Raw genomic sequence first — 24,132 nt, forward strand, 5'->3', positions numbered from 1 at the left:
AACCCACCATCAAATATTTTCCCTTCTGGATCAGCCATCACTCTTCCCATAGAATCAATGATAGCTATCCAATTGAATAAATTACATAAATGATAATAAACAGGGAAAATATTATGATGGAAGAGCCGATTCGGGAAACCTCTCTTGCTGCGGTTAAAACAGCCAGTGAAATCGCATACCAATATGTCAGTGAAATTCGAAACCAGCGTGTCTATCCCGATTCTGATGCCTTATTAGGTCTGCAAAATTTCGACAGTCCACTGCCTCAGAATGGCACTGATTGTCAGGAGGTACTGGCACAACTTCACAAATACGGCTCACCGGCGACAGTTGCCAGCACGGGCGGACGCTATTTCGGGCTGGTTGTCGGCGGCTCAACGCCGGCGGCGATGGGAGCCAATATTGTTTCCAGTGCCTGGGATCAAATAGCGTTGATGGAGTCCTCCTCTCCCGTTGCTCATCAATTGGAAAAAATTGCCGGGCGCTGGGTATTGGAGCTTTTGAATTTACCCTCAGATGCATTCGTTGGTTTCGTCTCCGGCACCACGATGGCACATGTCAGTGCATTAGGTGCTGCGCGCCAGTATCTGTACCAAAAGCAGGGCTATGATCTGGCAGAACAGGGTTTGCATAATGCACCACCGTTGAAAGTTGTTCTGTCCGAAGAAACCCACGTCTCTGTTTTAAAAGCACTGAGGTTACTCGGCTTCGGTCGTTCACAGTTCATTTTTGTACCCTGTGATAATCAGGGGCGCATCATTGCCAGCGCTGTTCCTGAACTTTCAGATAACATGATTCTGGTATTACAGGCCGGTAATGTGAACTCTGGCAGTTCTGATCCCTTCCGGTCCCTGATTCCACAGGCCAAAAAAGCAGGCTGTTGGGTGCATGTGGATGGTGCTTTTGGTCTCTGGGCACGGGCATCAAAAGAAAAATCTGAATTAGCCGAAGGTGTTGAAGGCGCAGACTCATGGGCGGTAGATGCCCATAAATGGCTGAACACGCCTTATGACTGTGGCATGTGTATTGTACGCAACAAACAGGCACTCAGAGATGTCATGACAACCTCTGCCACCTATGTTGAAACTCAGGAAATATGGCAGGCAAAAGACATGCTGCCTGAATTCTCCCGTAAAGCCAGAGCCGTAGAAGTGTGGGCCGCTATTTCTGAGCTGGGTGCTCAAGGGATTGAAGCATTAATTGATCGCTGCTGCCTGTATGCTGAAATGCTGGCTGATGGTCTTAAATCACTGGGTTTCACTATTCTTAATGATGTTGTTCTTAATCAGTTGGTGGCCTGTCTGCCGGATATCACTTTGCAGCGCAGGATGCTGCAACTGGTTCAGCAATCCGGTGAATGCTGGTTCGGGCAGACGACATGGCAGGGTCAGGAAGCCATAAGGCTCAGTGTGAGTTCGTGGGCAACCACAGAAGCCGATATTCAGCGTAGCCTGAAAGCAATCGCAGCGGCTATTAATACGGCAAAGCAAGAGTAAAGGATACCCGGCAAGCAATCGCATTAAATAAATAAGAATAATTCCATAAAGTGTACACAAACCACATATAGGTGTGATATTTGTGTACACTAAATAAATTTCAAAAACAATTATTCTATTGGTGCTTTCGGTTTTGTTCTTATCTCAGTTAAAAGTCATCAAATACCTTCGCCCTCTTATTCAGAAAAGGCTAACAAGTACAGATCAAACATAATCCCTCAACTGCCGTTCCACCAACGTGAGAATGCTGTAAAGCGCGACAGGCTGTTGCTCCTGATTTAAAACCTGCACATCCCACATAACGACACCATGTGGTTTATCATCCGGCGTTTTCTGCACTTTCTTGATCTTCTTCTTACAGGTCAGCCGGACCTGAATCGTATCGCCAATCTTCACTGGCTCAATAAAGCGCAGGTTTTCCATGCCATAGTTCGCCAGTACCGGTCCAACGGGTGCATCGACGAATAAGCCGGCAGCGGCAGAAACAACAAAATAGCCATGTGCTACACGCTCACCGAACAGGGATTCAGCCGCGCCAATTTTATCCATATGAGCATAGAAATGATCACCGCTCAGGCAGGCAAAATTAACAATATCCGCTTCCGTCACCGTCCGGCGGGCGGTTAGCAGACTTTCACCGATTTCAATTTGTTCGAAATATTTGCGGAACGGATGGACAGGATCTTCCTTCACTTTTGCACCACGTACCCACTCTCGGCCAATTGCTGCCAGCATACTTGGGCTGGCCTGAATTGCCGTGCGCTGCATATAGTGTTTCACAGCACGTAATCCGCCAAGCTCCTCACCACCACCTGCGCGTCCCGGCCCGCCATGTACCAGCATGGGTAACGGAGAACCATGCCCGGTTGATTCAGCAGAAGCCGCTTCATCCAGAATCAGCATACGGCCATGAGCGCAGGCTGTTGCACGGATGACCTGCATCGCAATCTGATCATCTGACGTGACCAGCGAACCCACCAGACTTCCCTGCCCCATTAAAGCCAGCTCAATCGCCTGTTCAGTCTCCTGATATGTCATCAAAGTGGAAACCGGGCCGAAAGCTTCTGTTTCATGTACTGCCTGATTGGTCATCGGATCTGCGCAATAAAGCAGAGTTGGCGGGTAAAATGCCCCATTACTGTTTGTCTTATCCGCCAGTTCCAATTTAGCTAAAGAGCCACCATGCAGTAATTCACAACCACTTTGTAGCAGTAAATCAACTTTGGACTGAACTTCATCGCGCTGTTCAAGGCTGATTAATGACCCCATACGGACATCCGGTAAAGCCGGATCTCCCACCACAACACCGGACAAACGTTTCATCAACGCCTGCTTAACCGACTCAAGCTGGCTTTCCGGTACAATAATACGCCGGATAGCAGTACACTTTTGCCCTGCCTTCACGGTCATTTCACGGACAACTTCCTTAATGAATACGCCAAATTCTGGCATATCCGGCGTCACATCCTCCCCCAGAATACAACAGTTGAGAGAGTCAGCTTCCATCGTAAACGGAATGGATTTTTCAATCAGACGAGGGTGGGACTTCAATTTATGTCCGGTCTGGGCTGAGCCGGTAAAAGTCACCGCATCCTGATAGTCGAGATGATCAAACAAATCGCCGATTCCGCCACAGATCAACTGTAATGCGCCTTCCGGAACCAAACCACTGTCGAGGATCAGTTTCACCATTGCCTGTGTTAACTGTGCTGAAGCGGTAGCGGGTTTAATAATGGCCGGCATGCCTGCCATCCAGGTCGGTGCCAGTTTTTCCAGCATCCCCCAGCAAGGGAAGTTAAATGCATTAATGTGCAGAGCAACACCGGGACGGGAAGTCAGAACATGACGAGCGACAAACTGGGACTGTTTGGAAAGTGGGATCATCTCATCTTCCGGCCACAACACATCATCCGGTAACTCGCGTCCTGCCAGACCCGCATAGGAAAATAGCGTTGCAATGCCCCCTTCAATATCTACCCAGCCATCCGAACGGGTCGCTCCGGTTTCTGCTGAGATAGCATATAAAGCTTCTTTATTGGCAAGCAGATGCTTTGCAACGGCTTTCATCATCTGGGCACGCTGCTGGAATGTCATGGCTGAGAGTGCTTTTCCACCTTTTTCTCTGGCATATCTAAGGCTATCAGCCAGTGGCAGATCATCTGAACAGACCTGATACAGCGCTGCACCACTTACTGCATGGTGAATAGTTCTGGCGTTACCGTTTCCATAAACCCACTCACCACAAATATAACTGGTCAATTGTTGCATTTTTTTCTCCGCCGATATCATTAATGAATCACCATTAAAACAATATGCAATATTTATGTATCACATAACCCAGACAAAAAACCACCCAAAAAATTAACAAAAGCGAACATTTTCCGGGCTACACATATCAATATCCTTACTTATCCATAACAATAAAAATTAATTACAACTTTTTGAAAAATAAATAACATAAATTGTGATGCGCTCAACAAATATACAAATAAAAGGTTTGATATTTTTGTTATCAGTTTGTAGATTTAAGGTTGCATTAAGTGATTCGTTTTTATTATGCAATCTTAAAAGTAAGAATCATATGTGGAGCGTTATATGACAACTGATCAACCAGATCATCAACGACAGGCGCATTTTGACGCCAAGATCGAGGCAGATATCACCATTGAAGCTAAGGATTGGATGCCCGATGCCTATCGCCAAAACCTGATACGTCAGATCGGTCAACACGCACACTCGGAAGTTGTCGGCATGTTACCGGAAGCCAACTGGATCACCCGTGCCCCAACCCTGCGGCGCAAGGCTGTATTACTGGCAAAAGTGCAGGATGAGGCAGGCCATGGGCTTTATCTCTACAGCGCCGCAGAAACACTGGGCTGTACTCGTCAGGACATCTATCAGAAATTGCTGGATGGAACGATGAAATATTCGTCAATTTTCAACTATCCCACCTTGAGCTGGGCAGATATTGGCGTCATTGGCTGGCTGGTGGACGGTGCTGCAATAGTCAATCAGGTCGCTCTGTGTCGTGCCTCTTACGGCCCTTATGCCCGCGCTATGGTGAAAATCTGTAAAGAAGAGAGCTTCCACCAACGTCAGGGATATGAGGCGGTTACCGTGCTGGCAAAAGGGAGTGAAACTCAGCGGGCCATGCTACAGGATGCCATTAATCGGTTCTGGTGGCCGACGTTGATGATGTTCGGTCCCAATGACAGTGATTCCCCCAACAGCGCCCAGAGTATGGCCTGGAAAATTAAACGGTTTAGTAACGATGAGCTGAGACAGAAATTCATCGATAACACCGTTCCTCAATTAGAGGCACTGGGTATGACAGCCCCTGATCCTGAACTGGCCTGGGATGAAACAACAGGGCATTACCGCGTTGGTGAAATCAACTGGGACGAATTCAATCAAGTGATCAAAGGCCACGGCATATGTAACCACGAACGTCTGGAGGCCAAACGCCGGGCATGGGAAAACGGAAGCTGGGTACGTGAGGCAGCGTCCAGCCATGCCAGAAAAATGGCTGCCAAAAAACAGGCTGCTTAGTCCACTGTATTTAATCATCGATGAAAACGGAGGCAAGATATGAACAATACCGATTGGCCACTGTATGAAGTCTTTGTTCGCAGTAAGCAGGGGCTGGCTCATCGTCATGTCGGCAGCCTCCATGCAGCGGATGATCAGATGGCGCTCGAAAATGCGCGTGATGCTTATACCCGGCGTAATGAAGGCTGCTCTATCTGGGTGGTGAAATCCATCTACTTGGTTGCATCACAACCGGAAGATCGCAGCGCTTTTTTTGAACCGTCGGAAAATAAGATTTACCGTCACCCGACGTTCTACACGATCCCTGACGGCATCAAGAATATGTAAGGGGGAAAATATGAACATGCCTCATACCGCTTCCCTCGATCATAATCTTATCAATCATAATCTTTTCAACTACGTACTGCGTCTCGGAGACAGCCCGCTGATTCTGGCGCAGCGCCTGTGCGAGTGGTGTGGTCACGCGCCAGAACTGGAAATTGATTTAGCTCTGGCTAACATCGGTCTCGATTTGCTGGGTCAGGCACGCCATTTTCTCAGCTATGCCGCCACACTTGACGGAACTGATGCTGAAAAAAACAGAGAAAGTGATGAAGACCGGCTGGCTTTTGGGCGTGATGAGCGGGAGTTCCGCAATCTTCTGCTGGTGGAGCAACCTAATGGCGGCTTTAACGATACGCTGGTGCGCCAGTTTTTTATCGATGCCTATCACGTCTTACTCCATCAGGCATTAGGCCAGAGCCGCGATACCCAATTAGCCGCTATCAGCAATAAGTCATTAAAAGAGGTGGAATATCACCTGCGTTTCAGCCGTGGCTGGATGATCCGTCTGGGGGATGGCACAAAACAGAGTCACGAGAAAATGCAGCAGTCTGTCAATCAACTATGGCGCTTTACCGGCGAACTTTTCCATTGCGATGAGGTAGAGCAGCAACTTGCGGAGGCTGGCATTGCGGTGGATCCCCGGACACTGCATGAACCGTGGCAGCAAATGGTCAAAGACACCTTTGCTCAGGCTACGCTGGAAATACCACAGGAAACTCCGTACCGGCAAGGCGGCAAGCAAGGGCGACATACAGAACATCTCGGATACATACTGGCAGAAATGCAGTTTTTACAGCGGGCATATCCAGACAATAACTGGTGAGCGCAGCCAACAAAGAGGCAGCTTGAAAGACGATATGTATATACCCAATGGATTTCGAGTTGCATCGCGGCGGCAAGGAAACTCATCCCCTGGAGCATAGCTAACTATGTGACCGGGGTGAGTGACCGCAGCCAACAAAGAGGCAGCTCGAAAGACGAAGGGTATAGGAGGGTAGGATGGAGCAGCAACTTAGTTCCTTGCAATCAATAGCGTTGCAACCAATAGCATTGCAGCAACCCGAAATCCACCAGATCTGGCAGTGTCTGCATCAGATTGCCGACCCAGAACTACCGACGTTATCGATTACCGATCTCGGTATGGTACGCGAAGTTACCGCTTCCCAGAATGAACAGAACGGTCAGACGGGGTGGCAAGTGGTATTCACCCCCACTTATTCAGGCTGCCCGGCCACGGACTTTCTCATTAATGAAATCCGGACAACACTGGCTCAGGCCGGTTTTTCCCCTGTATATATTGACGTAAGCCTAAGCCCGGCATGGACGACTGACTGGATGAATGCCGATGCCAGACAGCGTCTGCGGGAATCCGGTATCGCGCCACCACAGGGAGCTGCCTGTGAAAGACCCGCAGACACCGAATCCATTACCTGCCCGCGTTGTGGCAGTCATCAGACAGAAAAAATCAGTGAGTTTGGTTCCACCGCGTGCAAAGCACTTTATCGCTGTCAGCACTGTCTGGAACCCTTCGATTATTTCAAATGTATTTAAGGGAGCAGCAGATGGCTATTCTTCCTCATCCCGGTTCTCAACAAAAACAGTCTCACCGGACACAGTTTCATCGCTTACGCATTGCTGCTATTGAGCCGGAAACGTCAGATTCTGTAGCGGTCACACTGCAAATTCCCGATGAACTAAAAGAATATTTCCACTATCAGCCGGGTCAGCACCTGACACTCAAGGCAGAGGTTAACGGGGAAGAACTACGCCGCTGTTACTCCATCTGTAGCTCACCACTGGATGACACACTACAAATTGGTGTCAAAGCTATCTATCAGGGGCGGTTCTCTACCTTTATTAACCAACAATTAAAAGTTGGGGATGAGCTGGATGTCATGCAGCCACAAGGTAATTTTGGTCATCCCCCTGATACCAGCAAGCCGGGAAATTATCTGGCGATTGCAGCCGGTTCGGGCATTACGCCTATCCTGTCGATTATCAAAAGCACACTGGCTCTGGAGCCAGAGAGCACTGTTACGCTGATTTATGGCAACAGTACCAGCCGCTCTGTGATGTTCAGGGAAGCACTGGCTGATCTCAAAAACCGCTACCTGCAACGTTTTCAGGTCATGTATCTATTCAGTCAGGAAACCACTGACAGCCCGCTGCTCAACGGTCGTATCAATACCGAAAATCTGCTGCGGATCGGCAAGATACTCCTTAATTTTTCCCAGTTTGATCACGCTTTTCTTTGTGGACCTGAAACGATGCTGGATGATGCCAAATCAGCACTTGAGCAAGCCGGCATGGCGCCTGAACACATCCATAGTGAACGTTTCAATACCGGTAATCATCCACTCTACACGGCTTCCCGTCCTGCCTGTCTGGCCGGACGCAATGAAACGAGTGTCGAAATTCATTTAGATGGTCGCACTCTGAATATTGTGATGAATACTGAGGATAACAGCATTCTTGATGCGGCCCTGCGTCAGGGAGCAGATTTGCCCTACGCCTGTAAAGGCGGTGTTTGTGCCACCTGTAAATGCCGGCTCAAATCCGGTGAAGTGGATATGGGGGTGAACTACAGCCTTGAACCGGATCAGCTGGCCGCCGGTTATATTTTAAGCTGCCAGTCATGGCCGAAAGGCGATGGTGTTGTTGTTGATTTTGATGTCTGAAATCTCTCATTAATCAGAAATATTCCAGAGATAAGAGTGCAAATCAGGAGATACCATGAGTCAGGAATGGGTTTTAAGTCTTCAACAACAGCGGGTACGCACACTGACCCTCAATCGCCCGGAAGTACGCAACGCTCTCAGCAATGACTGTCTGGAGCTACTCGTACAACGTCTGGAGCAGGCGGATGCCGATGCCGGAACCGGTGTCATCATTATTACCGGCTCACTACGCTGCTTCGCCGCCGGGGCTGACCTTAAAGAACTACAGCAACAAACCGTTGCCAGTGCAATAACTGACCGTCGCCCCCAACTCTGGCAACGACTGAACAATATCAGCAAACCCATGATAGCCGCCGTTAATGGTTATGCCCTCGGCGCGGGGTGTGAACTGGCACTGGCCTGTGATTTAGTGGTCTGTGGTGAAAACGCCAGTTTTGGACTGCCGGAAATCACACTGGGGCTAATGCCGGGAGCAGGAGGAACACAGCGGCTTATCCGCAGTGTAGGCAAAGCTCTTGCCAGCCAGATGATCTTAACCGGCGAAGCCATTAACGCTCATCAGGCGCAACAGGCAGGGTTAGTGAGTGAAATTTGCATCGATAATCTGACGTTGAAACGTGCACAACAAATAGCAGACCGCATCAGTGAATTTTCGCCGCTGGCTTTGCGGGCGGCTAAGGCTGCGCTCAAGACTGCATACGAAACCAGCCTGTCACAAGGGCTGTCCGCTGAACGACAACACTTTGTTGCCTTAGCAGGTACAGCCGATCGTCAGGAAGGTATTTCAGCCTTCCTTGAAAAACGTAAACCGACATTTAAAGGATGCTAGTAGATGGAAAATGAAAATATACCCACGATACTCACTGAAGTAAAAGCAGGTGTCCTTAGCATTAAACTCAATCGTCCAAAACTGATAAACAGTATCAACGAGGAAATGCACCTGCAACTCAGTGAAGCACTGAAAATTGCAGAACAGGATGAATCGGTGCGCTGTGTACTGATTTCAGGAGCCGGACGTGGTTTCTGTGCCGGTCAGGATTTAAATGATCGTAGTTCTGTTATCAACGTAGGTGGCGTTCCTGATCTCGGCTATTCCCTTGAAACTTACTATAACCCGCTAATCCGCCGTCTGACCACCCTTCCCAAGCCGGTGGTTTGTGCTGTTCATGGCGTAGCAGCGGGAGCGGGTCTTTCCCTTGCTGTGGCGGGTGACATTGTGCTCGCATCCCGCAATACCACCTTTATTCAGGCTTTCTGTCGTATTGGTCTGACACCAGATGCAGGCGGCAGCTGGTTCCTGCCTCATAAAATTGGTCATGCCCGCGCGATGGGAATGGCAATGCTGGGAGACAAAATCAGTGCTGAACAGGCACTGGAGTGGGGCATGATCTGGCAGGTCTTTGAACCTAAAGAACTGGAAGAAAAAGCATGGGAAATCGCCCAACGTCTGGCATCTCAGCCGACAGTCTCCCTTGCGTGCATCAAGAAATCCACTTACGCCGCCGCAACCAATACGCTGGATCAGCAGCTTGAACTTGAGCGCGATCTACAACGCCAGTGCGGGCATACAGAAGATTTTCAGGAAGGCATCCGTGCGTTTATGGAAAAGCGCGAACCACAGTTTAAAGGAAAATAAATATGAATATGCCAGTACATCATCGTCCGACATTCAGTGATTCAACAGCTAACGAATCAATACCAGAAGGCCCAATCGCTGTTATTGGCGCAGGAACGATGGGTATCGGCATTGCTCAGGTTGCAGCACTAGCAGGACATTCCGTCCTGCTATTTGATGCAAATGTTGAAGCCGCACAACGTGCGCTGGATACACTCCACACCCGCCTGCATCAGCGTGTCACAGCAGGTAAAGCCGATGCAGACAAAACTCAGGCGCTGTTGCAACGCATCACTCTGGTTGACTCATTACAGGCATTGGCTCCCTGTATACTGGTGATTGAAGCGATTATCGAACAGCTGGAAGCCAAACAAAAATTATTCCACCAGCTGGAATCTCTGTGTTCAGAACAAACCATTTTTGCCAGTAATACCTCATCACTGTCGATTACAGCTATTGCCCGTGTTCTGAGTAAACCCCAACGCATGGCCGGGCTGCATTTTTTCAACCCTGCTCCGCTAATGAAACTAGTGGAGATCGTGCAAGGTCTGGAAACCTGCCCACAAATCATGGCAACGCTTAAATGCCTCATGATCAACTGGCAAAAACAGCCCGTCATTTGCCGCTCTACGCCCGGTTTTATCGTCAACCGCATTGCGAGGCCTTTTTACGCAGAAGCCCTGCGCGCACTGGAAGAACAGGTTGCATCTCCGGCGACACTGGATGCGGTCATAAAGGATGCCGGTGGCTTTGCTATGGGGCCATTACAGCTGACTGATCTAATCGGACATGATGTCAATTACGCCGTTACAGAATCCCTGTTTCACGCTTTCTACGGTGATCCCCGCTTTCAGCCATCATTACGACAAAAAGAACTGGTGGAAGCCAATCATCTGGGGCGAAAAAGTGGCCGGGGGTTTTATGTCTATTCCGACACAAATAAAGAAAAAAATAGTGCGGATAAAGAGCCTCTATTATTTCCTGTGATTGAGGAAATACAAGCCGCAGCACCGATCACATCAGCACAAATAAATGCGAACGGAGACTGGTCTACCCTGCCGCATTTTGCCGCTTTATTACAGGAAAAATTGCAGGAAAACGGGGTATCCTGCGGGGAAAAATGCAATATCCCATTACCTTCACCTGCATTACAGATTGATGATGTTCTCTTTATGCTGGCAACCGGCAAAACCAGCTCCCAGCTGGCTGATGAAATTCAGGCTCCGGTCGTGCAGTTTGATCTGTCTGCAAACTATCAGGCAGCTTCGGTCATCGCGATCAGCGCAGCCAGCCAGAACACTCAACAACAAACGGCAAAAATCACCCGTTTTCTCCATTTCCTCGGCAAGCAGGTCATTTTACTGCCGGATTATCCGGCCATGCTGACGATGCGGACTGTGGCAATGCTGTGTAACGAAGCGCTGGATGCGCTTAATAAAGGCATTGCCAGCGCCGAAGATATCGATCTGGCAATGTGCCGCGGTGTGAATTATCCCATCGGGCCACTGGCATGGGGAACTCAGCTCGGCTGGCAGCATATTTTCAATACACTGGAAAAATTACAGCAGTTTTACGGGGAAACCCGTTATCGTCCGTCACCCCTGCTTCGGCAGCTCGCGGCGGGCCATGTCACATTACAGTCTCCATCTCTCCGGCAACATGAATATCAACATAAGAAGAAAGATCATGCCTAATAAAACGAATACTTCCCCGAAGCAACTTGCCCGAAACTGTATTGAGACCATGTATACCAAAGATGCCTGCGCTAATCATATGGGAATGCAGATTGACTATATCGACATCGGGATCGCTCAGTTAAGCATGACCATTGTACCTACCATGCTTAACGGCCATAAGACCTGTCATGGTGGCATTATATTCAGTCTGGCAGATACCGCATTTGCCTATGCCTGCAACAGTGAGGGAATTGCGGCTGTTGCTTCCGGCTGTAATATCGATTTCATCCATCCGGTTTTTAATGGTGACCGGCTTACGGCTAACGCGTCAGTACAGCATCAGGGCAAAACTAACGGGTTGTATGATGTCAAAATTACCAATCAGAATGGCAAAACTGTGGCCTTTTTCCGTGGTCACTCCCACCGTCTGGGTCATTCTGTTTTAGAAGAACCCGCCAAAGCAACGACTCCTACTAAAACAATCAGGAAAGAAAAATCATGACCCATGCATTTATTTGTGACGGAGTGCGTACACCTATTGGCCGTTATGGTGGAGCCCTCGCCAGCCTGCGCCCTGATGATCTGGCCGCTCTGCCACTACGGGCATTGCTGGCACGTTATCCCGGACTGGACTGGCAAGCGATTGATGATGTCATTCTCGGTTGTGCAAATCAGGCGGGTGAAGATAACCGCAATGTCGCTCGCATGGCGGCATTGCTCGCTGGCCTGCCATATTCCGTTCCCGGCACAACTCTCAACCGGTTGTGTGGCTCAGGTCTGGATGCGCTGGCTTTTGCTGCCCGCAGTATCAAAGCGGGTGAAGCTCAGCTGATACTGGCTGGTGGTGTGGAATCCATGACCCGTGCCCCATTAGTGATGGGAAAAGCGGAAACGGCTTTCAGCCGTCAGGCTCAGATATTTGATACCACAATTGGCTGGCGTTTCATTAATCCGCTGATACAGAAACAATTTGGTACAGATTCGATGCCGGAAACCGCAGAAAACGTTGCAGCCCTATTTGAAATCAGCCGGGACGCTCAGGATGCTTTCGCGCTGCGCAGCCAGCAACGTACCGCTAACGCGCAGCAACAAGGCATTCTGGCTGAAGAGATCATCCCTGTGACTCTACCTGACCGCCGGAAAAAAGGGGAAAACACGATTATTTCACAGGATGAACATCCCCGCCCTGAAACAACATTAGCGCAATTACAAAAGCTGAAAACACCATTCCGGACTGAAGGCACCGTCACTGCCGGTAATGCTTCTGGCGTCAATGACGGAGCCGCCGCCCTGATTATCGCTTCAGAAGCCGCAGCATTAAAACACGGGCTGACACCTAAAGCGCGTATTGTGGCAACCGCCACCAGCGGTGTTGAACCGCGCATTATGGGGATTGGGCCACTGTCAGCCACGGATAAAGTACTGTCACTCACCGGGCTGAGTCTGAATCAAATGGATGTGATCGAACTAAACGAAGCCTTCGCAGCTCAGTCACTGGCAGTGATACGCCAGTGGGGATTACCGGATGATGCAGAACACGTGAACCCGAATGGCGGTGCGATAGCACTGGGGCACCCGCTGGGAATGAGTGGTGCCCGGCTTGCACTGACAGCAACGCTTGAACTGGAACGGCGAGCCGGACGCTATGCCTTATGCACTATGTGCATCGGCGTTGGTCAGGGAATTGCCATGATTATTGAACGTATTTCATAACCAACACCTATATATGTACTCGATAAACTTCAAGTTACAACGGGTTATATGAGGCGAGCCCTTATATCTCCCCGCGCCGTGGGGAGATATAACACGAATCTTGGAGTTGAATTGGTATATACACAATGGATTTCAAGATGCATCGCGGCGGCAAGGGAGTTCATCCCCGGGAGCATAGATAACTATGTGACCGGGGTGAATGAGCGCAGCCAACAAAGAGGCAACTTGAAAGACGAAGTGTATAACAACAAAAGGGCGGGAATTATGAGCAACAACGTACAGCACCTCAACTCAAGCTTCACTCAACATTCCGAAGCCAGTCTCGATTCTGTTGAATTTGCTTCACGCGATGAAATTCAGGCTCGACAGTTTACGCAGATGAAATGGACATTGCATCATGCCTATAACAACGTGCCAATGTATCGCCGTAAATTTGATGCGATTGGTATTCACCCCAGTGATTTCCGGCAGCTTGAGGATATCGCTAAATTTCCTTTCACCACTAAACAGGATCTGAGGGATAACTACCCTTTTGATACTTTTGCCGTTCCGATGGAAAAAATTGTGCGTATCCATGCTTCATCCGGAACAACAGGGCGTCCGACCGTTGTTGGTTATACCCAGCAAGATATCGACAACTGGGCTGATCTGGTCGCTCGTAGCCTGCGTTTTGCCGGGGCAACAGCCAAAGACAAAATACATGTCGCTTACGGTTACGGCCTGTTCACCGGCGGTCTGGGAGCACATTACGGTGCTGAGCGTCTGGGGGCTGCCGTGATCCCGATGTCTGGCGGGCAGACAGAAAAACAGGCACAGCTGATCTGCGACTTTAAACCCGATGTCATTATGATGACGCCCTCTTACTGCCTGACGCTGCTGGATGTATTGGAACGGCAAATGGGAGGCGATGCCAGACAATGCTCTCTGCGGGTCGGTATTTTCGGGGCTGAGCCGTGGACGGAAGGGCTGCGGCATGAAATTGAAACTCGTATGGGCATCAAAGCGCTGGATATTTATGGTTTGTCCGAAATTATGGGGCCGGGTGTCGCCATGGAATCACTGGAATATGCTGATGGTTCCACTATTTGGGAAGACCATTTTTATCCGGAAGTGATCGATCCTGACAACCTGAATGTATTACCGGACGGCGAAAATGGTGAGCTGGTTTTCACCACACTCACCAAAGAAGCCATGCCGATGATCCGCTACCGTACCCGCGACCTGACACGCCTGTTACCGGGAACCGCCCGCAATATGCGGCGCATGGACAGGATCACCGGACGCTCCGACGACATGCTCATCATCCGTGGCATCAATGTCTTTCCATCACAGGTAGAAGAACAGATCACGCGTTTCAGCGAACTGTCGCCACACTATCAGCTGGAAGTGGACCGCGTTGGGAATTATGACAGTCTGTCCGTCAAGGTCGAACTGAAAGATCCGGCGCAACTGAGTATCCAGCAACGTTGCGATATCTGCCACCAATTACGCCATCACATCAAGGCCATGATAGGGATCAGCACCGAAGTCAGTATCGTCAATTGCGGGGATATTCCGCGCTCAGAAGGCAAAGCAGTTCGGGTTCTTGACCACCGTCAGCAGAAATAATATTCCAACAATACAATAACGACTGGGACACCTGATTATGCTACTGTCATGACTCATTTGCGTTTAGACAATAACAAAATATGACACACAAACTCGACGATTTTATTCGACATGCCCTTGATGCCCAGCCGATTAGCGGAACATCGCTGATCATTTCCCTGTATGGCGATGCGCTCAGCCATCGGGGAGGAGAAATCTGGCTGGGCAGTCTCAGCCTTCTACTGGAACCACTGGGATTCAGTGACCGTTTTGTCCGGACATCTGTATTTCGTTTACAAAAAGAGGGTTGGCTGGAGGTAGAGAAAATAGGTCGTCGCAGTTATTACCGCATCACTGAGCGGGGCATGAACCAATTCCGTCATGCAGAGAGTAAAATTTATCTCAGCGAACAACCGGCATGGGATGGCAAATGGGATTTATTGCTGTTGGAAGAAACCTGTAAAGAGGAACGTACCCGCCTGAAAAAAGAGCTGAACTGGTTTGGATTTGGTCAACTTAACAGCACATTAATGGCAGCTCCCAGCAGTTCACAAAGTGATATTCCGGCTCTGCTCGGAGAGCTCAGCGCCAGTGACTCCGTGATCTACTTCCGGGCAGATTATCCTTATCCCCGCTCCGAACAGAGCCTGAAAGAACGGGTATCAGCCAGCTGGTCGCTGGATCAGGTTGCTGAGCACTATCATGAATTTATCATCACATTCCGGCCCTTGATGAAGCTATTGCAAGATTGTAATGCAGACGAACTGACACCAGAGCGCTGTTTCCAGTTACGCCTTCTGCTTATCCACTTTTACCGCCGTGTTGTACTGCGTGACCCTCTATTACCGAACGCGCTGTTGCCTACACAGTGGGAAGGCCAAATCGCCCGGAATTTATGCATCAACATCTACCAGCGTATTGGCCCTGCCGCAACTCGATACATTGGTGAACAATGCGAAACCACCATAGGTAAATTGCCCCAGCCTGCTGCTGCGTACTATCGTCGTTTTGGAGGATTACACAGCGGTTCTTAGTAACGTCTGACAATTGTTTGAGGAAATACTTATGCCTGTATATCAACTTGATGGTTTAACCCCGGTTATTGATCCCAGTAGTTATGTTCACCCTACCGCTGTTTTGGTCGGTGACGTCATTATTGGCAAGCAGGTTTATATCGGCCCGAATGCCAGCCTGCGTGGTGATTTCGGTCGGCTGGTGGTGATGGATGGTTCGAATATTCAGGATAATTGCGTCATGCACGGTTATCCTCAACAGGACACAGTGGTTGAAGAAAACGGTCATATCGGGCATGGAGCTATACTGCATGGATGCCAAATCCGGCGTAATGTTTTGGTTGGCATGAATTCAGTTGTAATGGATGGCGCAGAAATTGGTGAAAACTGTATCGTGGGAGCAATGGCCTTTATCAAGGCAGAAGCTATTTTTGCAGCCAATCAGCTGATCGTCGGCACCCCCGCCCGCGCTTTGCGTACTCTGACCGAACAGGAACTGGAATGGAAACAGGTCAGCACTCGCGAATATCAGGAGCTGGTAACTCGCTGTAAAAATACATTGAGGCAGGTAGAACCGTTGACTGAAATAGAACCGGGGCGTAAGCGGATGGTCTTTAGTGACGATTTTGTGCCTAAGAATCAATTGTAAAATGGTTCCTACTGCTCGCTGGCTGCGAGCAGCTTCAATACTATTTAATATCAACCACCTCAGAAGGTTTTATCGTTATTCTTTGACCATGTAACTCACAATCTTCCATCATTTGGATAACCCCTTCTTTTGCCCATAAAGCCTGCGCACCTTCTGCTTCTTTATAAGGAACAACTGATTCAGTGATATCAATGAAGGGTTTGCTGAAGATAATGGCTTTATATCTATGTTCAGTATCACCATCAGGTAGATCCCAATCAATTAAGTAATTAGCATTCTTCCAGAAAACAATAACTCTTGTTAATTCTTCATCATCTTCTTTTTTATTCCACTTATAACCTATTACACAGTACGTATTATTTACACTATTAAAGCCGAATTTATTAATAAGATAACTGAATGAAGGCAAATAACTTTCATTATAGTTTTTAATTTCCAATATCTTGAAATGACTATCTGGCTTTCTATAAAACATTCCCCAGTTTCCCGTTTTATTCCAAGCCTCAAAATCTAATTCTTCCTTCTGTTGAGAAAAAACAGAAATAGAAAATAGAATCATTATAAAACTAAGTAACCATCTCATTTTCACTCACTTTATATTTAACTTAACTAAAAAAGTTCCCTCACAATCTTCGAGCTAGATAACTAATCTTTAATATCTATTATCTCAGAAGGTTTTATCGTTATTTTTTGACCGTGTAATTCACAATCTTCCATCATCTGGATAATGCCTTCTTTCGCCCACAAAGCCTGCGCACCTTCGGCTTCTTTATAAGGAAAAACAGATCTATCCATTTTAATAAATGGCTTGCTAAATATAATTGCCTTATATCTATTATCATCGTCACCATCAGGTAAATCCCAGTCAATTAGATAATTGGCATTTTCCCAAAAAATAACAACTCTTTCTCGTTCTTCACTATTTTTTGTTTTATTCCATTTATAGCCTATTAAACAATATTTGTTGTTTACATTCCTAAAATTAAATAAATTAATAAGATAACTAAATGAAGGCAAGTAACCATCTCTGTATTCTTTTATTTTTAATGGATTAAAATAATTATTTGGTTTTGAGTCATAAATTCCCCAATTACCTGTTTTTCCCCAAGCTTTGAAGTCTAGATTATCTTTCTGTGAAAGAGAAATTGATGAAAACAGAACTATACATAATCCAATAAAATATTTCATATAAATATCTCTTATTTAAGGTAACTATCAGAAAGTTTATAAAACTCTTGACCTTGCAATGAAAATAACTTAATAAAATTAGGACCAGGTGAACCACTATCTTGTGTTCTCCATGCAATAACCTCTGCATTCGAAATTCTATTACTTTTTGCTACATTGATAGCATGTGTAATTAATCGACGATAAGCTAAAAAGTGCTCTTGGGTTCCATCGTTAGCAACAATCACCATCCTATTAATTCTTCCTTGTATATCATCGTTTATATTGGGATATTGCTGAAAACCCTCTATTACTCTTGGTGCTGAAATCAATCCTATCAATTTATTTCCATGTTTAGGTACACCAAGGTATTGAGATTTAGGAGACCTTACTCTGTTTAATAAAACATCATGCATATACTGCATCGTATCTTTTGCTTCTTTTTCATTGTACTTGAATTTTTTAGACTCAGGAGATGACGTCTCCGCCAACAACACCATCAGCATCGCTCTCTGCTCAGTCGTAAGATCAGCGGGGATCGATATTTTAGGTATGATATTAATCGTTAAATGTGGAAAGCAATCTTCAGCAACACCCTGAGCAAAATTAGGACAGAAATCAATATTTGTATCAACCGCCTTAACTTTACTTACTCCTATATTAATCGCTGTTATTTGCAATGTTTGCTCTCTCATCTTAGGATTATCACGCTGAAAAATAGATACCAGTCCGTTATCTGATAGAAACTTAAGATGCTTTCTGGTATTGAGGTTTAAGCCATCAATCTTTAATGTCAGTGTATTACCCGGAGTGAGATGAAACTCTGTTCCGAGAAGCGCTTTTCCGTTATTCCGCGTAACAATAAATCTAGACATAATTTGTTATCCTTTCTATTTTGGTTAAATCCGTTTTCTGCCCTATCTTATTCAATAAGAGTAATCCTATAAACAAATTAAACAAAAATCCAATAAGACACCTCTTATTTTTGGTCATATCTTTTATATTTTAAAAGCTAATTGTCAATAACATAAATTATTTATTTAATCTCTTAAATGCCATCGAAAATATTTGCAATGGCATAATTAGTTATCAACCGTCATTATTTAGCATAGGAATCAGGAATAGACTGAATCAAGCCAGCCTGACAAGGGCAACTACTCTGGCTATCCAGCGTTCCTGCCATTCTTTGCTGATAATTGATAAAACCACTGACACCACCAATAATCCGGTATTTACCGGCAAATCTGCCACAACTGACCTCTGAACCCTCAAGAGCAGACGGCTTACCGTAAAAAGTGACGGTACTACTGCCCGTTAAAATTGCACCACCACATGTTGTCTTATCCCCAACAACTAAGAAGTATCCAATAGCCATCATTTATCCTTAAAGTGAATTTAATGTGATCGATCAATGTACCCTATGGATTTCAAGTTGCATCACGGCGGCAAGAGAATAAATCCCCGGGAACATAGATAACTATGTGACTGGGGTGAGTGAGCGCAGCCAACAAAGAGGCGACTAGAAAGACGACGGGTATAAATATATTATCGATAAAAACCGGATGATTAAAGCAACCATGCAGCATGGTTACAAATCAATTTATTCATCCTGCTTTATTTAAAATTTGTAGTAGTTGTGACAGTTAATACATAAAAAATTATAGACAAACTCTTTATTTCAAAAAGTTGTGTGACCAACATCAATTTTAAACATGCTGTTCTAAAATATTAGTTTAAAAAGCTAATCCATTTTCGATTCCCCTGATAGAGTTATTAATAATGTAACAAAAAAAATTATCTCAACACCAACTGGGTTTTCCAAATATTCATAAGCCCTAAAAAGTAAAATGAGGAAAGATATGTCAAAGCTCATTTATTATGTTGCTGCAACAATGGATGGTTATATCGCTACAGAGAATCATGAGTTAGGCTGGCTGGAGACATTTGCTCTCAGCGATGACGCCACTCCTTATGAAACCTTTTATCAGGGTATTGGAGCAGCCATTATAGGAGCCGGAACCTATGAATGGATTATGAAGAATACGGCTGGTCACTGGCCATATCAGAATATCCCTTCTTTTATTCTCTCCTCCAGAAATTTACCTGTTCCTACAGAAATTAATGCCGTTGTCACTCATGATTCTGCCAGTGAAATTGCTTCTAAAGCTCGGGCTGCCGCTAAAGATAAAGATGTATGGATCATTGGTGGTGGAGAAACAGCAGCATTCTTTGCCGATGCCGGAGAATTACAACAACTATTTCTTACCACGGTGCCGGTCTTTTTAGGCTCAGGTATCCGAGTCTTGCCAGTCAACCATTTGATTGAGGCAGTACCCAATAAACAGCGTCTCTTAAGCAGCGGCGCCATTGAAACTATTATGGATATCAAACCAACAGCATAAACTGAATGATATTTTGATCCATTGCAGGAGCCGATCTTTTATAAATTCAGGATCGGTTATGCTCTCAGCATTAAAGATCCTTGATTAACCTCTCATCCAGAACAACACGATCTTTCTTACAGTCAGTGTTCGTGTTGATACCCTGTTGTTCCGGTCATCATATATGACAATATTTCCCTAGATCTGACGATAAAAAAAAGAAACTGAGAAAAAAATATTATGGCAAGTGACCATGCTTTTCATGATAGTTTCTATTTATTACCTTTTTTCGATACTTCTTTCATGACTCAAATAAATTCAGCGTAAAAGGGGTTAGATAATGAATAAATATAACATCAGCGATACGCTATTTTCATTAGAACAATTCAGCAAAAAGACTCGTCAGGATCTCCATAAAATTCCTGAGCTATCCGGTCATGAATTTAAAACTGCAAAATATTGCCTTGATTTAATGAGATTCTTTGGTTACACCATCAAAAACTATTCAGATTATACCGGTTTTACTGCCGACTTAATTATTGATCCAGCCAAACCCCTGATTGCATTTCGTGCCGATATGGATGCGCTCGCGATGCCCGATCTGACCAATAATGACCACAGCTCTATGCATGAAGGCTGTGCGCATAACTGTGGTCATGACATCCATATGACAGTTGCACTGACTGCCGCCAATTACCTGTCACAGCATCAGCATGAGATGAACGTCAACGTGCGCTTTATCTTCCAGATGGCAGAGGAAGATATGCGCATTCCGGGCGCAGATAAAATGGTTGAGCTGGGGTGCATGGACGGTGTCAGTGAAGTCTATGCCCTGCATAACGATGGTGCTGAGGATACAGGTACTATCGCTCTGACAAGCGGCACCCTCACCTCGTGGGGGACGACATGGACTCTGGATGTCTACGGTGTTTCTGCCCACGGCTCAGCACCACAAAAAGGGCTGGATGCCATTCGGGAGATGTGTCGCATTATTGATTATATGGACTATATTGTCGCGAAAAAGACAGATCCATTCAGCCCGGCGGTACTCACTTGCGGCATGATTAACGGCGGAACCATTCCCAATGCCATCGCTGCCCATGCTCAGGCACAAGGAACCATTCGGACGATGGATAAGGAAACTGACCAAATCCTCAAAAATGGTATGCAGGAAATTATTGCCCGCAGCGAAGCGGGCGGTTTCAAAACTACAGTAAGCTACGCAACTTACCCCGCAGTGGAAAACCATCCTTACGCTTACCAGCGTATCATCGAAGCGGCCGGCAAATTCCTGCCTTCAGAAAATATAATCGCTAACATCCGCCCAGCAACAGGCAGTGAGGATTTCAGTTACATGATTAACGCCACCAAAGATCGCATAGGTGCCATGTTTTTCCTCGGTAGCGGAAATAAAGAGAAAGGAATAGACAACTACCCGCATTCCAATCCTTATTTTATTGACGATGACTGCCTGCTGGTTGGAGCACAAATATTTATTAATCTTGTTACTCGTTAATTGTATCTGGCGTCCGGTAGGGAATATTGAACGCTTTTTTATTTGATAAAAGATAGTAGCATCTATATGACCCTAATATATATTCTTTAAAAAAATTAAAAAAGCAAGAGACAGGGTGATTTCCCTACCATTATCTACCAATCTATTAGTATTAAGGTGCTCATTCGCTAACCATGATAGGTGATATATGAGTAAAAAAAATTTATGGAAAACCAATGAGAAACGTTGGCAAGCCATTGTTGAACGTGATAAGGATGCTGATAGTCATTTCGTATACGCAGTGCGTACTACAGGAATATATTGTTTACCTTCCAGTACTGCCCGCCTACCAAAACGGGAAAATGTGATCTTTTTTGACAATGAAAGTGATGCTAAACAGCAAGGTTATCGTCCAAGTAAGCGTTTACCAGGAAGCCAGCCTGAACAAGAAGCTAGCAACCTTGCTAAAATAGCGCAAGCCTGCCGTTACATAGAACAAAATGAAGGCTATCTTCCTCTGGAAAGTATCGCCAATCACATAGGAATGAGCCCATTTTACTTTCATCGATTATTCAAGGCAAAAATAGGTCTGACGCCAAAAGCCTATGCCGATGCTTACCGTGGTCAGCGTTTGAGGAATAATTTAGAACAAAACCATAGTGTTACTGAAGCTATTTTAGATGCAGGTTTCAATTCCAGCAGCAGGTTCTATGAAATTTCATCCGATTTATTAGGTATGACACCGAAAATTTGGCGCGCCGGTGGAAAGGGAGTGCAAATTTACTTTGCATTGGGCATTTGTTCATTAGGTCATATTTTAGTTGCACAAAGTAAAAAGGGTATTTGTGCTATTTTACTGGGAAATGATCCCAATAAACTTTTACAGGAGGTGCAAGACAAATTCCCCCAGGCAGAGTTTATTGGTGGAGATCCCCAGTTTGAGCAAATTATCGCGCAAGTCGTCGGGTTTATTGAGACTCCGGAAGCTGAGCTAAAACTACCATTAGATATTCGCGGTACAGCTTTTCAACAACGAGTTTGGCTGGCGTTACGAGAAATTCCGGTAGGAACCACTATCAGTTACGCTGAAATTGCCAAGCGTATTGGTTCACCAAAAGCTATACGTGCCGTAGCGAATGCATGTGCCGCCAATATGCTAGCGGTTGCGATTCCATGTCATAGGGTAGTCAGGAATGATGGAAGTTTATCTGGATATCGTTGGGGGATTGAGCGCAAGCGAGAATTATTAATGAGAGAGGCCAAAAAACAATGAGTACAGATATTGATATTACAAATCGCCTGATTAATATAAACTGGATAAATACCATTAATAAATTAAATACCTTTGATTATAGCCACCTGAATAAGCTCTTAACAGAAAATGTATACGATTCACTAGTGGTAGCATACTCAAAAAAGGAATTACTCCGTACACATACCCACCCTGAAAAAAATAATTCATCCAATGGTGAATATAAATATTTCAATTATTCTTTACCTAATCTAGTTTCTGAATCACATAACATCTCACACTCTAAAATATAATTAACTTAAAAACATGGCTATTATTTTTACATTCAATTCATTCATCTATCGTAAAAGTGTAAAAAAACTCGAAAAATAGAAATAGGTGTTTTCGTAACAAACTCGGAGATAATATGACAAACACAATATGTTTTCAGCATGCCCCAGGCACATTCCATAATATTAGAGGAAAAAGACTTTGGGTTGAAGAAGCAGGTAATGGAGAACCTCTCATCCTTCTATCAGGACTTGGGCCTGCCGGTTCACATGTAATATTTCATCCTCACTTCGATATACTACATACTGAATTTCGTGTCATATACTTAGATCTTTTCGGAAGAGGAAAATCTGATCAACCAGAATCTCTTTCCGAAATAACTTTTGAAGAGGATGTACTTGATGTTGCATGTGTAATTAACAAATTATGTCCAGATGGAGCACATATTTTTGGTTTCTCATATGGTGGTTTAATAAGTTTAAAACTTGCTTTGGATTACCCAGAATTAATAAAATCCTTGTTATTATGTAATAGCTTGCATAGCCCTTACATGTGGCAGAAGAATCACGAAAATATAAATAAAATCATTGAAAATCAATTACCAGACGTATGGAGTGAAATATCCCAACTTCGTCGAAGTGGATATGCTTCAACATCACCAGAAATGCAATCTCTCTTTGCAAAAGGAGCTTCATTAGTCCGATTCTTCGACCCCAAAAACTCCGAAAAAATAGCTACGGAGCCTGGAGCTAGAAATATTGAATTATATCCAATCTTTTGTGGGGAAGATGTAGATTTTAATATTGGTGGTCAAATTTTAATGATCCCTGATTTTCGCCCTAGGTTGAAAGAAATATCCATGCCTACACGAGTAATTGCTGGTCGATTCGATAGAGCTCTCTATCCATTATTACAGCTTGATTTTTCTCATGAAAACGTTTCCTTACAATTCCTGGAACATAGTGGTTCATTTTCATTTATTGAAGAAAATGAAGAGGTAATGAATATTATCAGAACTCATTGTTCATCATAAAATATTTGTTCTGGAATTATGGGATTTCCATATCAATGGAGGTGGCATAACCACATTTACCAATGATGAAAAAATTATTTATCTCGGATGTAAAGCGAAAGAGTGCGAACCTCTTTTTATAATACCTTATTATGATGAAATGGAACCATAAACAATACCGAAATAAATAACCAACAGCCCGTTTAACTTATATGCTTCCCAGTGAAACGGGTTTTCATACCAGAAAAATCAGAA

General features: G+C 45.4%; 23 protein-coding genes. 18 read left to right on the forward strand and 5 right to left on the reverse strand.

Translation table 11 applies throughout. The features are described from left to right. Positions 1–113: 113 nt before the first annotated feature. Entirely contained in the window at positions 114–1,496 is a 1,383-nt protein-coding gene (locus tag AACS90_RS09125) for a pyridoxal phosphate-dependent decarboxylase family protein (protein ID WP_206601823.1), read from the forward strand. 204 nt (positions 1,497–1,700) lie between these two features. Here the strand turns inward: AACS90_RS09125 and paaZ are convergent, their stop codons facing one another. Next, positions 1,701–3,764, reverse strand: a complete 2,064-nt coding sequence (gene paaZ / locus AACS90_RS09130) for a phenylacetic acid degradation bifunctional protein PaaZ (protein ID WP_099120467.1) — start codon at positions 3,762–3,764, stop codon at positions 1,701–1,703. A 327-nt stretch (positions 3,765–4,091) separates the two neighbouring features. On the opposite strand from paaZ, the gene paaA reads away from it, so the two are divergent. From paaA to paaY, 13 genes are all read left to right on the forward strand, one after another. Then, positions 4,092–5,045 carry a 1,2-phenylacetyl-CoA epoxidase subunit PaaA gene (gene paaA / locus AACS90_RS09135; protein ID WP_099120385.1) on the forward strand — a complete coding sequence of 318 codons (954 nt, stop codon included), beginning with the start codon at positions 4,092–4,094 and terminating at the stop codon, positions 5,043–5,045. A gap of 39 nt (positions 5,046–5,084) precedes the next feature. Next, a complete protein-coding gene (paaB, locus tag AACS90_RS09140) occupies positions 5,085–5,372 on the forward strand; it encodes a 1,2-phenylacetyl-CoA epoxidase subunit PaaB (protein ID WP_099120386.1) in 288 nt (95 codons plus the stop codon). 16 nt (positions 5,373–5,388) lie between these two features. Then, entirely contained in the window at positions 5,389–6,192 is an 804-nt protein-coding gene (paaC, locus tag AACS90_RS09145; protein ID WP_099120468.1) for a 1,2-phenylacetyl-CoA epoxidase subunit PaaC, read from the forward strand. A 176-nt stretch (positions 6,193–6,368) separates the two neighbouring features. Then, positions 6,369–6,920, forward strand: a complete 552-nt coding sequence (gene paaD, locus AACS90_RS09150; protein WP_099120387.1) for a 1,2-phenylacetyl-CoA epoxidase subunit PaaD — start codon at positions 6,369–6,371, stop codon at positions 6,918–6,920. A gap of 11 nt (positions 6,921–6,931) precedes the next feature. After that, positions 6,932–8,047 (forward strand): 1,2-phenylacetyl-CoA epoxidase subunit PaaE, encoded by a 1,116-nt coding sequence (gene paaE, locus AACS90_RS09155; RefSeq protein ID WP_099120388.1) that lies wholly within the window; start codon positions 6,932–6,934, stop codon positions 8,045–8,047. 55 nt (positions 8,048–8,102) lie between these two features. Beyond that, the gene (gene paaF / locus AACS90_RS09160; protein WP_099120389.1) at positions 8,103–8,876 is read left to right on the forward strand and encodes a 2,3-dehydroadipyl-CoA hydratase PaaF; all 774 of its coding nucleotides are present in this window, start codon (positions 8,103–8,105) and stop codon (positions 8,874–8,876) included. Between the two features lie 3 nt (positions 8,877–8,879). Then, entirely contained in the window at positions 8,880–9,683 is an 804-nt protein-coding gene (paaG, locus tag AACS90_RS09165) for a 2-(1,2-epoxy-1,2-dihydrophenyl)acetyl-CoA isomerase PaaG (protein WP_099120390.1), read from the forward strand. Positions 9,684–9,691: 8 nt separating this feature from the next. After that, positions 9,692–11,356 (forward strand): 3-hydroxyacyl-CoA dehydrogenase, encoded by a 1,665-nt coding sequence (locus tag AACS90_RS09170; RefSeq protein WP_099120469.1) that lies wholly within the window; start codon positions 9,692–9,694, stop codon positions 11,354–11,356. Further along, the gene (gene paaI / locus AACS90_RS09175) at positions 11,349–11,840 is read left to right on the forward strand and encodes a hydroxyphenylacetyl-CoA thioesterase PaaI (RefSeq protein WP_099120391.1); all 492 of its coding nucleotides are present in this window, start codon (positions 11,349–11,351) and stop codon (positions 11,838–11,840) included. Before AACS90_RS09170 ends, paaI begins: the two co-directional genes overlap by 8 nt. After that, complete coding sequence (pcaF, locus tag AACS90_RS09180) at positions 11,837–13,051, forward strand: 3-oxoadipyl-CoA thiolase (RefSeq protein ID WP_099120392.1); 1,215 nt, start codon at positions 11,837–11,839, stop codon at positions 13,049–13,051. The genes paaI and pcaF overlap by 4 nt, the downstream gene beginning before the upstream one ends. Before the next feature lie 264 nt (positions 13,052–13,315). Next, on the forward strand, positions 13,316–14,659 hold the full coding sequence (paaK, locus tag AACS90_RS09185; protein WP_099120393.1) for a phenylacetate--CoA ligase PaaK: 1,344 nt from the start codon (positions 13,316–13,318) through the stop codon (positions 14,657–14,659). An 80-nt stretch (positions 14,660–14,739) separates the two neighbouring features. After that, complete coding sequence (paaX, locus tag AACS90_RS09190; RefSeq protein WP_099120394.1) at positions 14,740–15,672, forward strand: phenylacetic acid degradation operon negative regulatory protein PaaX; 933 nt, start codon at positions 14,740–14,742, stop codon at positions 15,670–15,672. A gap of 31 nt (positions 15,673–15,703) precedes the next feature. Next, positions 15,704–16,300: a phenylacetic acid degradation protein PaaY gene (paaY, locus tag AACS90_RS09195; protein ID WP_099120395.1), complete on the forward strand. Its 597-nt coding sequence runs from the start codon at positions 15,704–15,706 to the stop codon at positions 16,298–16,300. Between the two features lie 40 nt (positions 16,301–16,340). Here paaY and AACS90_RS09200 read toward each other — a convergent pair whose 3' ends face one another. The 4 genes from AACS90_RS09200 to AACS90_RS09215 form a co-directional block, all read right to left on the reverse strand. Further along, entirely contained in the window at positions 16,341–16,883 is a 543-nt protein-coding gene (locus tag AACS90_RS09200; protein ID WP_153043634.1) for a hypothetical protein, read from the reverse strand. Between the two features lie 62 nt (positions 16,884–16,945). Beyond that, on the reverse strand, positions 16,946–17,488 hold the full coding sequence (locus tag AACS90_RS09205) for a hypothetical protein (protein WP_099120397.1): 543 nt from the start codon (positions 17,486–17,488) through the stop codon (positions 16,946–16,948). A gap of 11 nt (positions 17,489–17,499) precedes the next feature. Continuing rightward, positions 17,500–18,342, reverse strand: a complete 843-nt coding sequence (locus tag AACS90_RS09210; RefSeq protein WP_099120398.1) for a hypothetical protein — start codon at positions 18,340–18,342, stop codon at positions 17,500–17,502. Between the two features lie 224 nt (positions 18,343–18,566). Next, the gene (locus AACS90_RS09215; RefSeq protein ID WP_241537919.1) at positions 18,567–18,845 is read right to left on the reverse strand and encodes a PAAR domain-containing protein; all 279 of its coding nucleotides are present in this window, start codon (positions 18,843–18,845) and stop codon (positions 18,567–18,569) included. A 481-nt stretch (positions 18,846–19,326) separates the two neighbouring features. Here AACS90_RS09215 and AACS90_RS09220 point away from each other — a divergent pair, with 481 nt between their 5' ends. The 4 genes from AACS90_RS09220 to AACS90_RS09235 all read left to right on the forward strand — a co-directional run bounded on the left by AACS90_RS09220 (position 19,327) and on the right by AACS90_RS09235 (position 23,898). Beyond that, a complete protein-coding gene (locus AACS90_RS09220; RefSeq protein WP_099120399.1) occupies positions 19,327–19,869 on the forward strand; it encodes a dihydrofolate reductase family protein in 543 nt (180 codons plus the stop codon). 316 nt (positions 19,870–20,185) lie between these two features. After that, positions 20,186–21,364, forward strand: coding sequence for a M20 metallopeptidase family protein (locus tag AACS90_RS09225; protein WP_099120400.1), 1,179 nt, complete (start codon positions 20,186–20,188; stop codon positions 21,362–21,364). 187 nt (positions 21,365–21,551) lie between these two features. Next, the gene (gene ada / locus AACS90_RS09230) at positions 21,552–22,616 is read left to right on the forward strand and encodes a bifunctional DNA-binding transcriptional regulator/O6-methylguanine-DNA methyltransferase Ada (RefSeq protein WP_099120401.1); all 1,065 of its coding nucleotides are present in this window, start codon (positions 21,552–21,554) and stop codon (positions 22,614–22,616) included. 385 nt (positions 22,617–23,001) lie between these two features. After that, positions 23,002–23,898 carry an alpha/beta fold hydrolase gene (locus tag AACS90_RS09235; protein ID WP_206601824.1) on the forward strand — a complete coding sequence of 299 codons (897 nt, stop codon included), beginning with the start codon at positions 23,002–23,004 and terminating at the stop codon, positions 23,896–23,898. Positions 23,899–24,132 lie beyond the last annotated feature (234 nt).

Origin of the sequence: Xenorhabdus sp. KK7.4 (assembly GCF_963876465.1) — a bacterium.
In the GTDB taxonomy this organism is placed as follows: Bacteria; Pseudomonadota; Gammaproteobacteria; order Enterobacterales; family Enterobacteriaceae; genus Xenorhabdus; species Xenorhabdus stockiae.

Bases quoted from the DNA above. Each gene is read 5' to 3' on its own strand.
- AACS90_RS09125 (WP_206601823.1), top strand. From the start codon at position 114: ATGATGGAAGAGCCGATTCGGGAAACCTCTCTTGCTGCGGTTAAAACA.
- paaZ (WP_099120467.1), bottom strand. From the start codon at position 3,764: ATGCAACAATTGACCAGTTATATTTGTGGTGAGTGGGTTTATGGAAAC.
- paaA (WP_099120385.1), top strand. From the start codon at position 4,092: ATGACAACTGATCAACCAGATCATCAACGACAGGCGCATTTTGACGCC.
- paaB (WP_099120386.1), top strand. From the start codon at position 5,085: ATGAACAATACCGATTGGCCACTGTATGAAGTCTTTGTTCGCAGTAAG.
- paaC (WP_099120468.1), top strand. From the start codon at position 5,389: ATGCCTCATACCGCTTCCCTCGATCATAATCTTATCAATCATAATCTT.
- paaD (WP_099120387.1), top strand. From the start codon at position 6,369: ATGGAGCAGCAACTTAGTTCCTTGCAATCAATAGCGTTGCAACCAATA.
- paaE (WP_099120388.1), top strand. From the start codon at position 6,932: ATGGCTATTCTTCCTCATCCCGGTTCTCAACAAAAACAGTCTCACCGG.
- paaF (WP_099120389.1), top strand. From the start codon at position 8,103: ATGAGTCAGGAATGGGTTTTAAGTCTTCAACAACAGCGGGTACGCACA.
- paaG (WP_099120390.1), top strand. From the start codon at position 8,880: ATGGAAAATGAAAATATACCCACGATACTCACTGAAGTAAAAGCAGGT.
- AACS90_RS09170 (WP_099120469.1), top strand. From the start codon at position 9,692: ATGCCAGTACATCATCGTCCGACATTCAGTGATTCAACAGCTAACGAA.
- paaI (WP_099120391.1), top strand. From the start codon at position 11,349: ATGCCTAATAAAACGAATACTTCCCCGAAGCAACTTGCCCGAAACTGT.
- pcaF (WP_099120392.1), top strand. From the start codon at position 11,837: ATGACCCATGCATTTATTTGTGACGGAGTGCGTACACCTATTGGCCGT.
- paaK (WP_099120393.1), top strand. From the start codon at position 13,316: ATGAGCAACAACGTACAGCACCTCAACTCAAGCTTCACTCAACATTCC.
- paaX (WP_099120394.1), top strand. From the start codon at position 14,740: ATGACACACAAACTCGACGATTTTATTCGACATGCCCTTGATGCCCAG.
- paaY (WP_099120395.1), top strand. From the start codon at position 15,704: ATGCCTGTATATCAACTTGATGGTTTAACCCCGGTTATTGATCCCAGT.
- AACS90_RS09200 (WP_153043634.1), bottom strand. From the start codon at position 16,883: ATGAGATGGTTACTTAGTTTTATAATGATTCTATTTTCTATTTCTGTT.
- AACS90_RS09205 (WP_099120397.1), bottom strand. From the start codon at position 17,488: ATGAAATATTTTATTGGATTATGTATAGTTCTGTTTTCATCAATTTCT.
- AACS90_RS09210 (WP_099120398.1), bottom strand. From the start codon at position 18,342: ATGTCTAGATTTATTGTTACGCGGAATAACGGAAAAGCGCTTCTCGGA.
- AACS90_RS09215 (WP_241537919.1), bottom strand. From the start codon at position 18,845: ATGATGGCTATTGGATACTTCTTAGTTGTTGGGGATAAGACAACATGT.
- AACS90_RS09220 (WP_099120399.1), top strand. From the start codon at position 19,327: ATGTCAAAGCTCATTTATTATGTTGCTGCAACAATGGATGGTTATATC.
- ada (WP_099120401.1), top strand. From the start codon at position 21,552: ATGAGTAAAAAAAATTTATGGAAAACCAATGAGAAACGTTGGCAAGCC.
- AACS90_RS09235 (WP_206601824.1), top strand. From the start codon at position 23,002: ATGACAAACACAATATGTTTTCAGCATGCCCCAGGCACATTCCATAAT.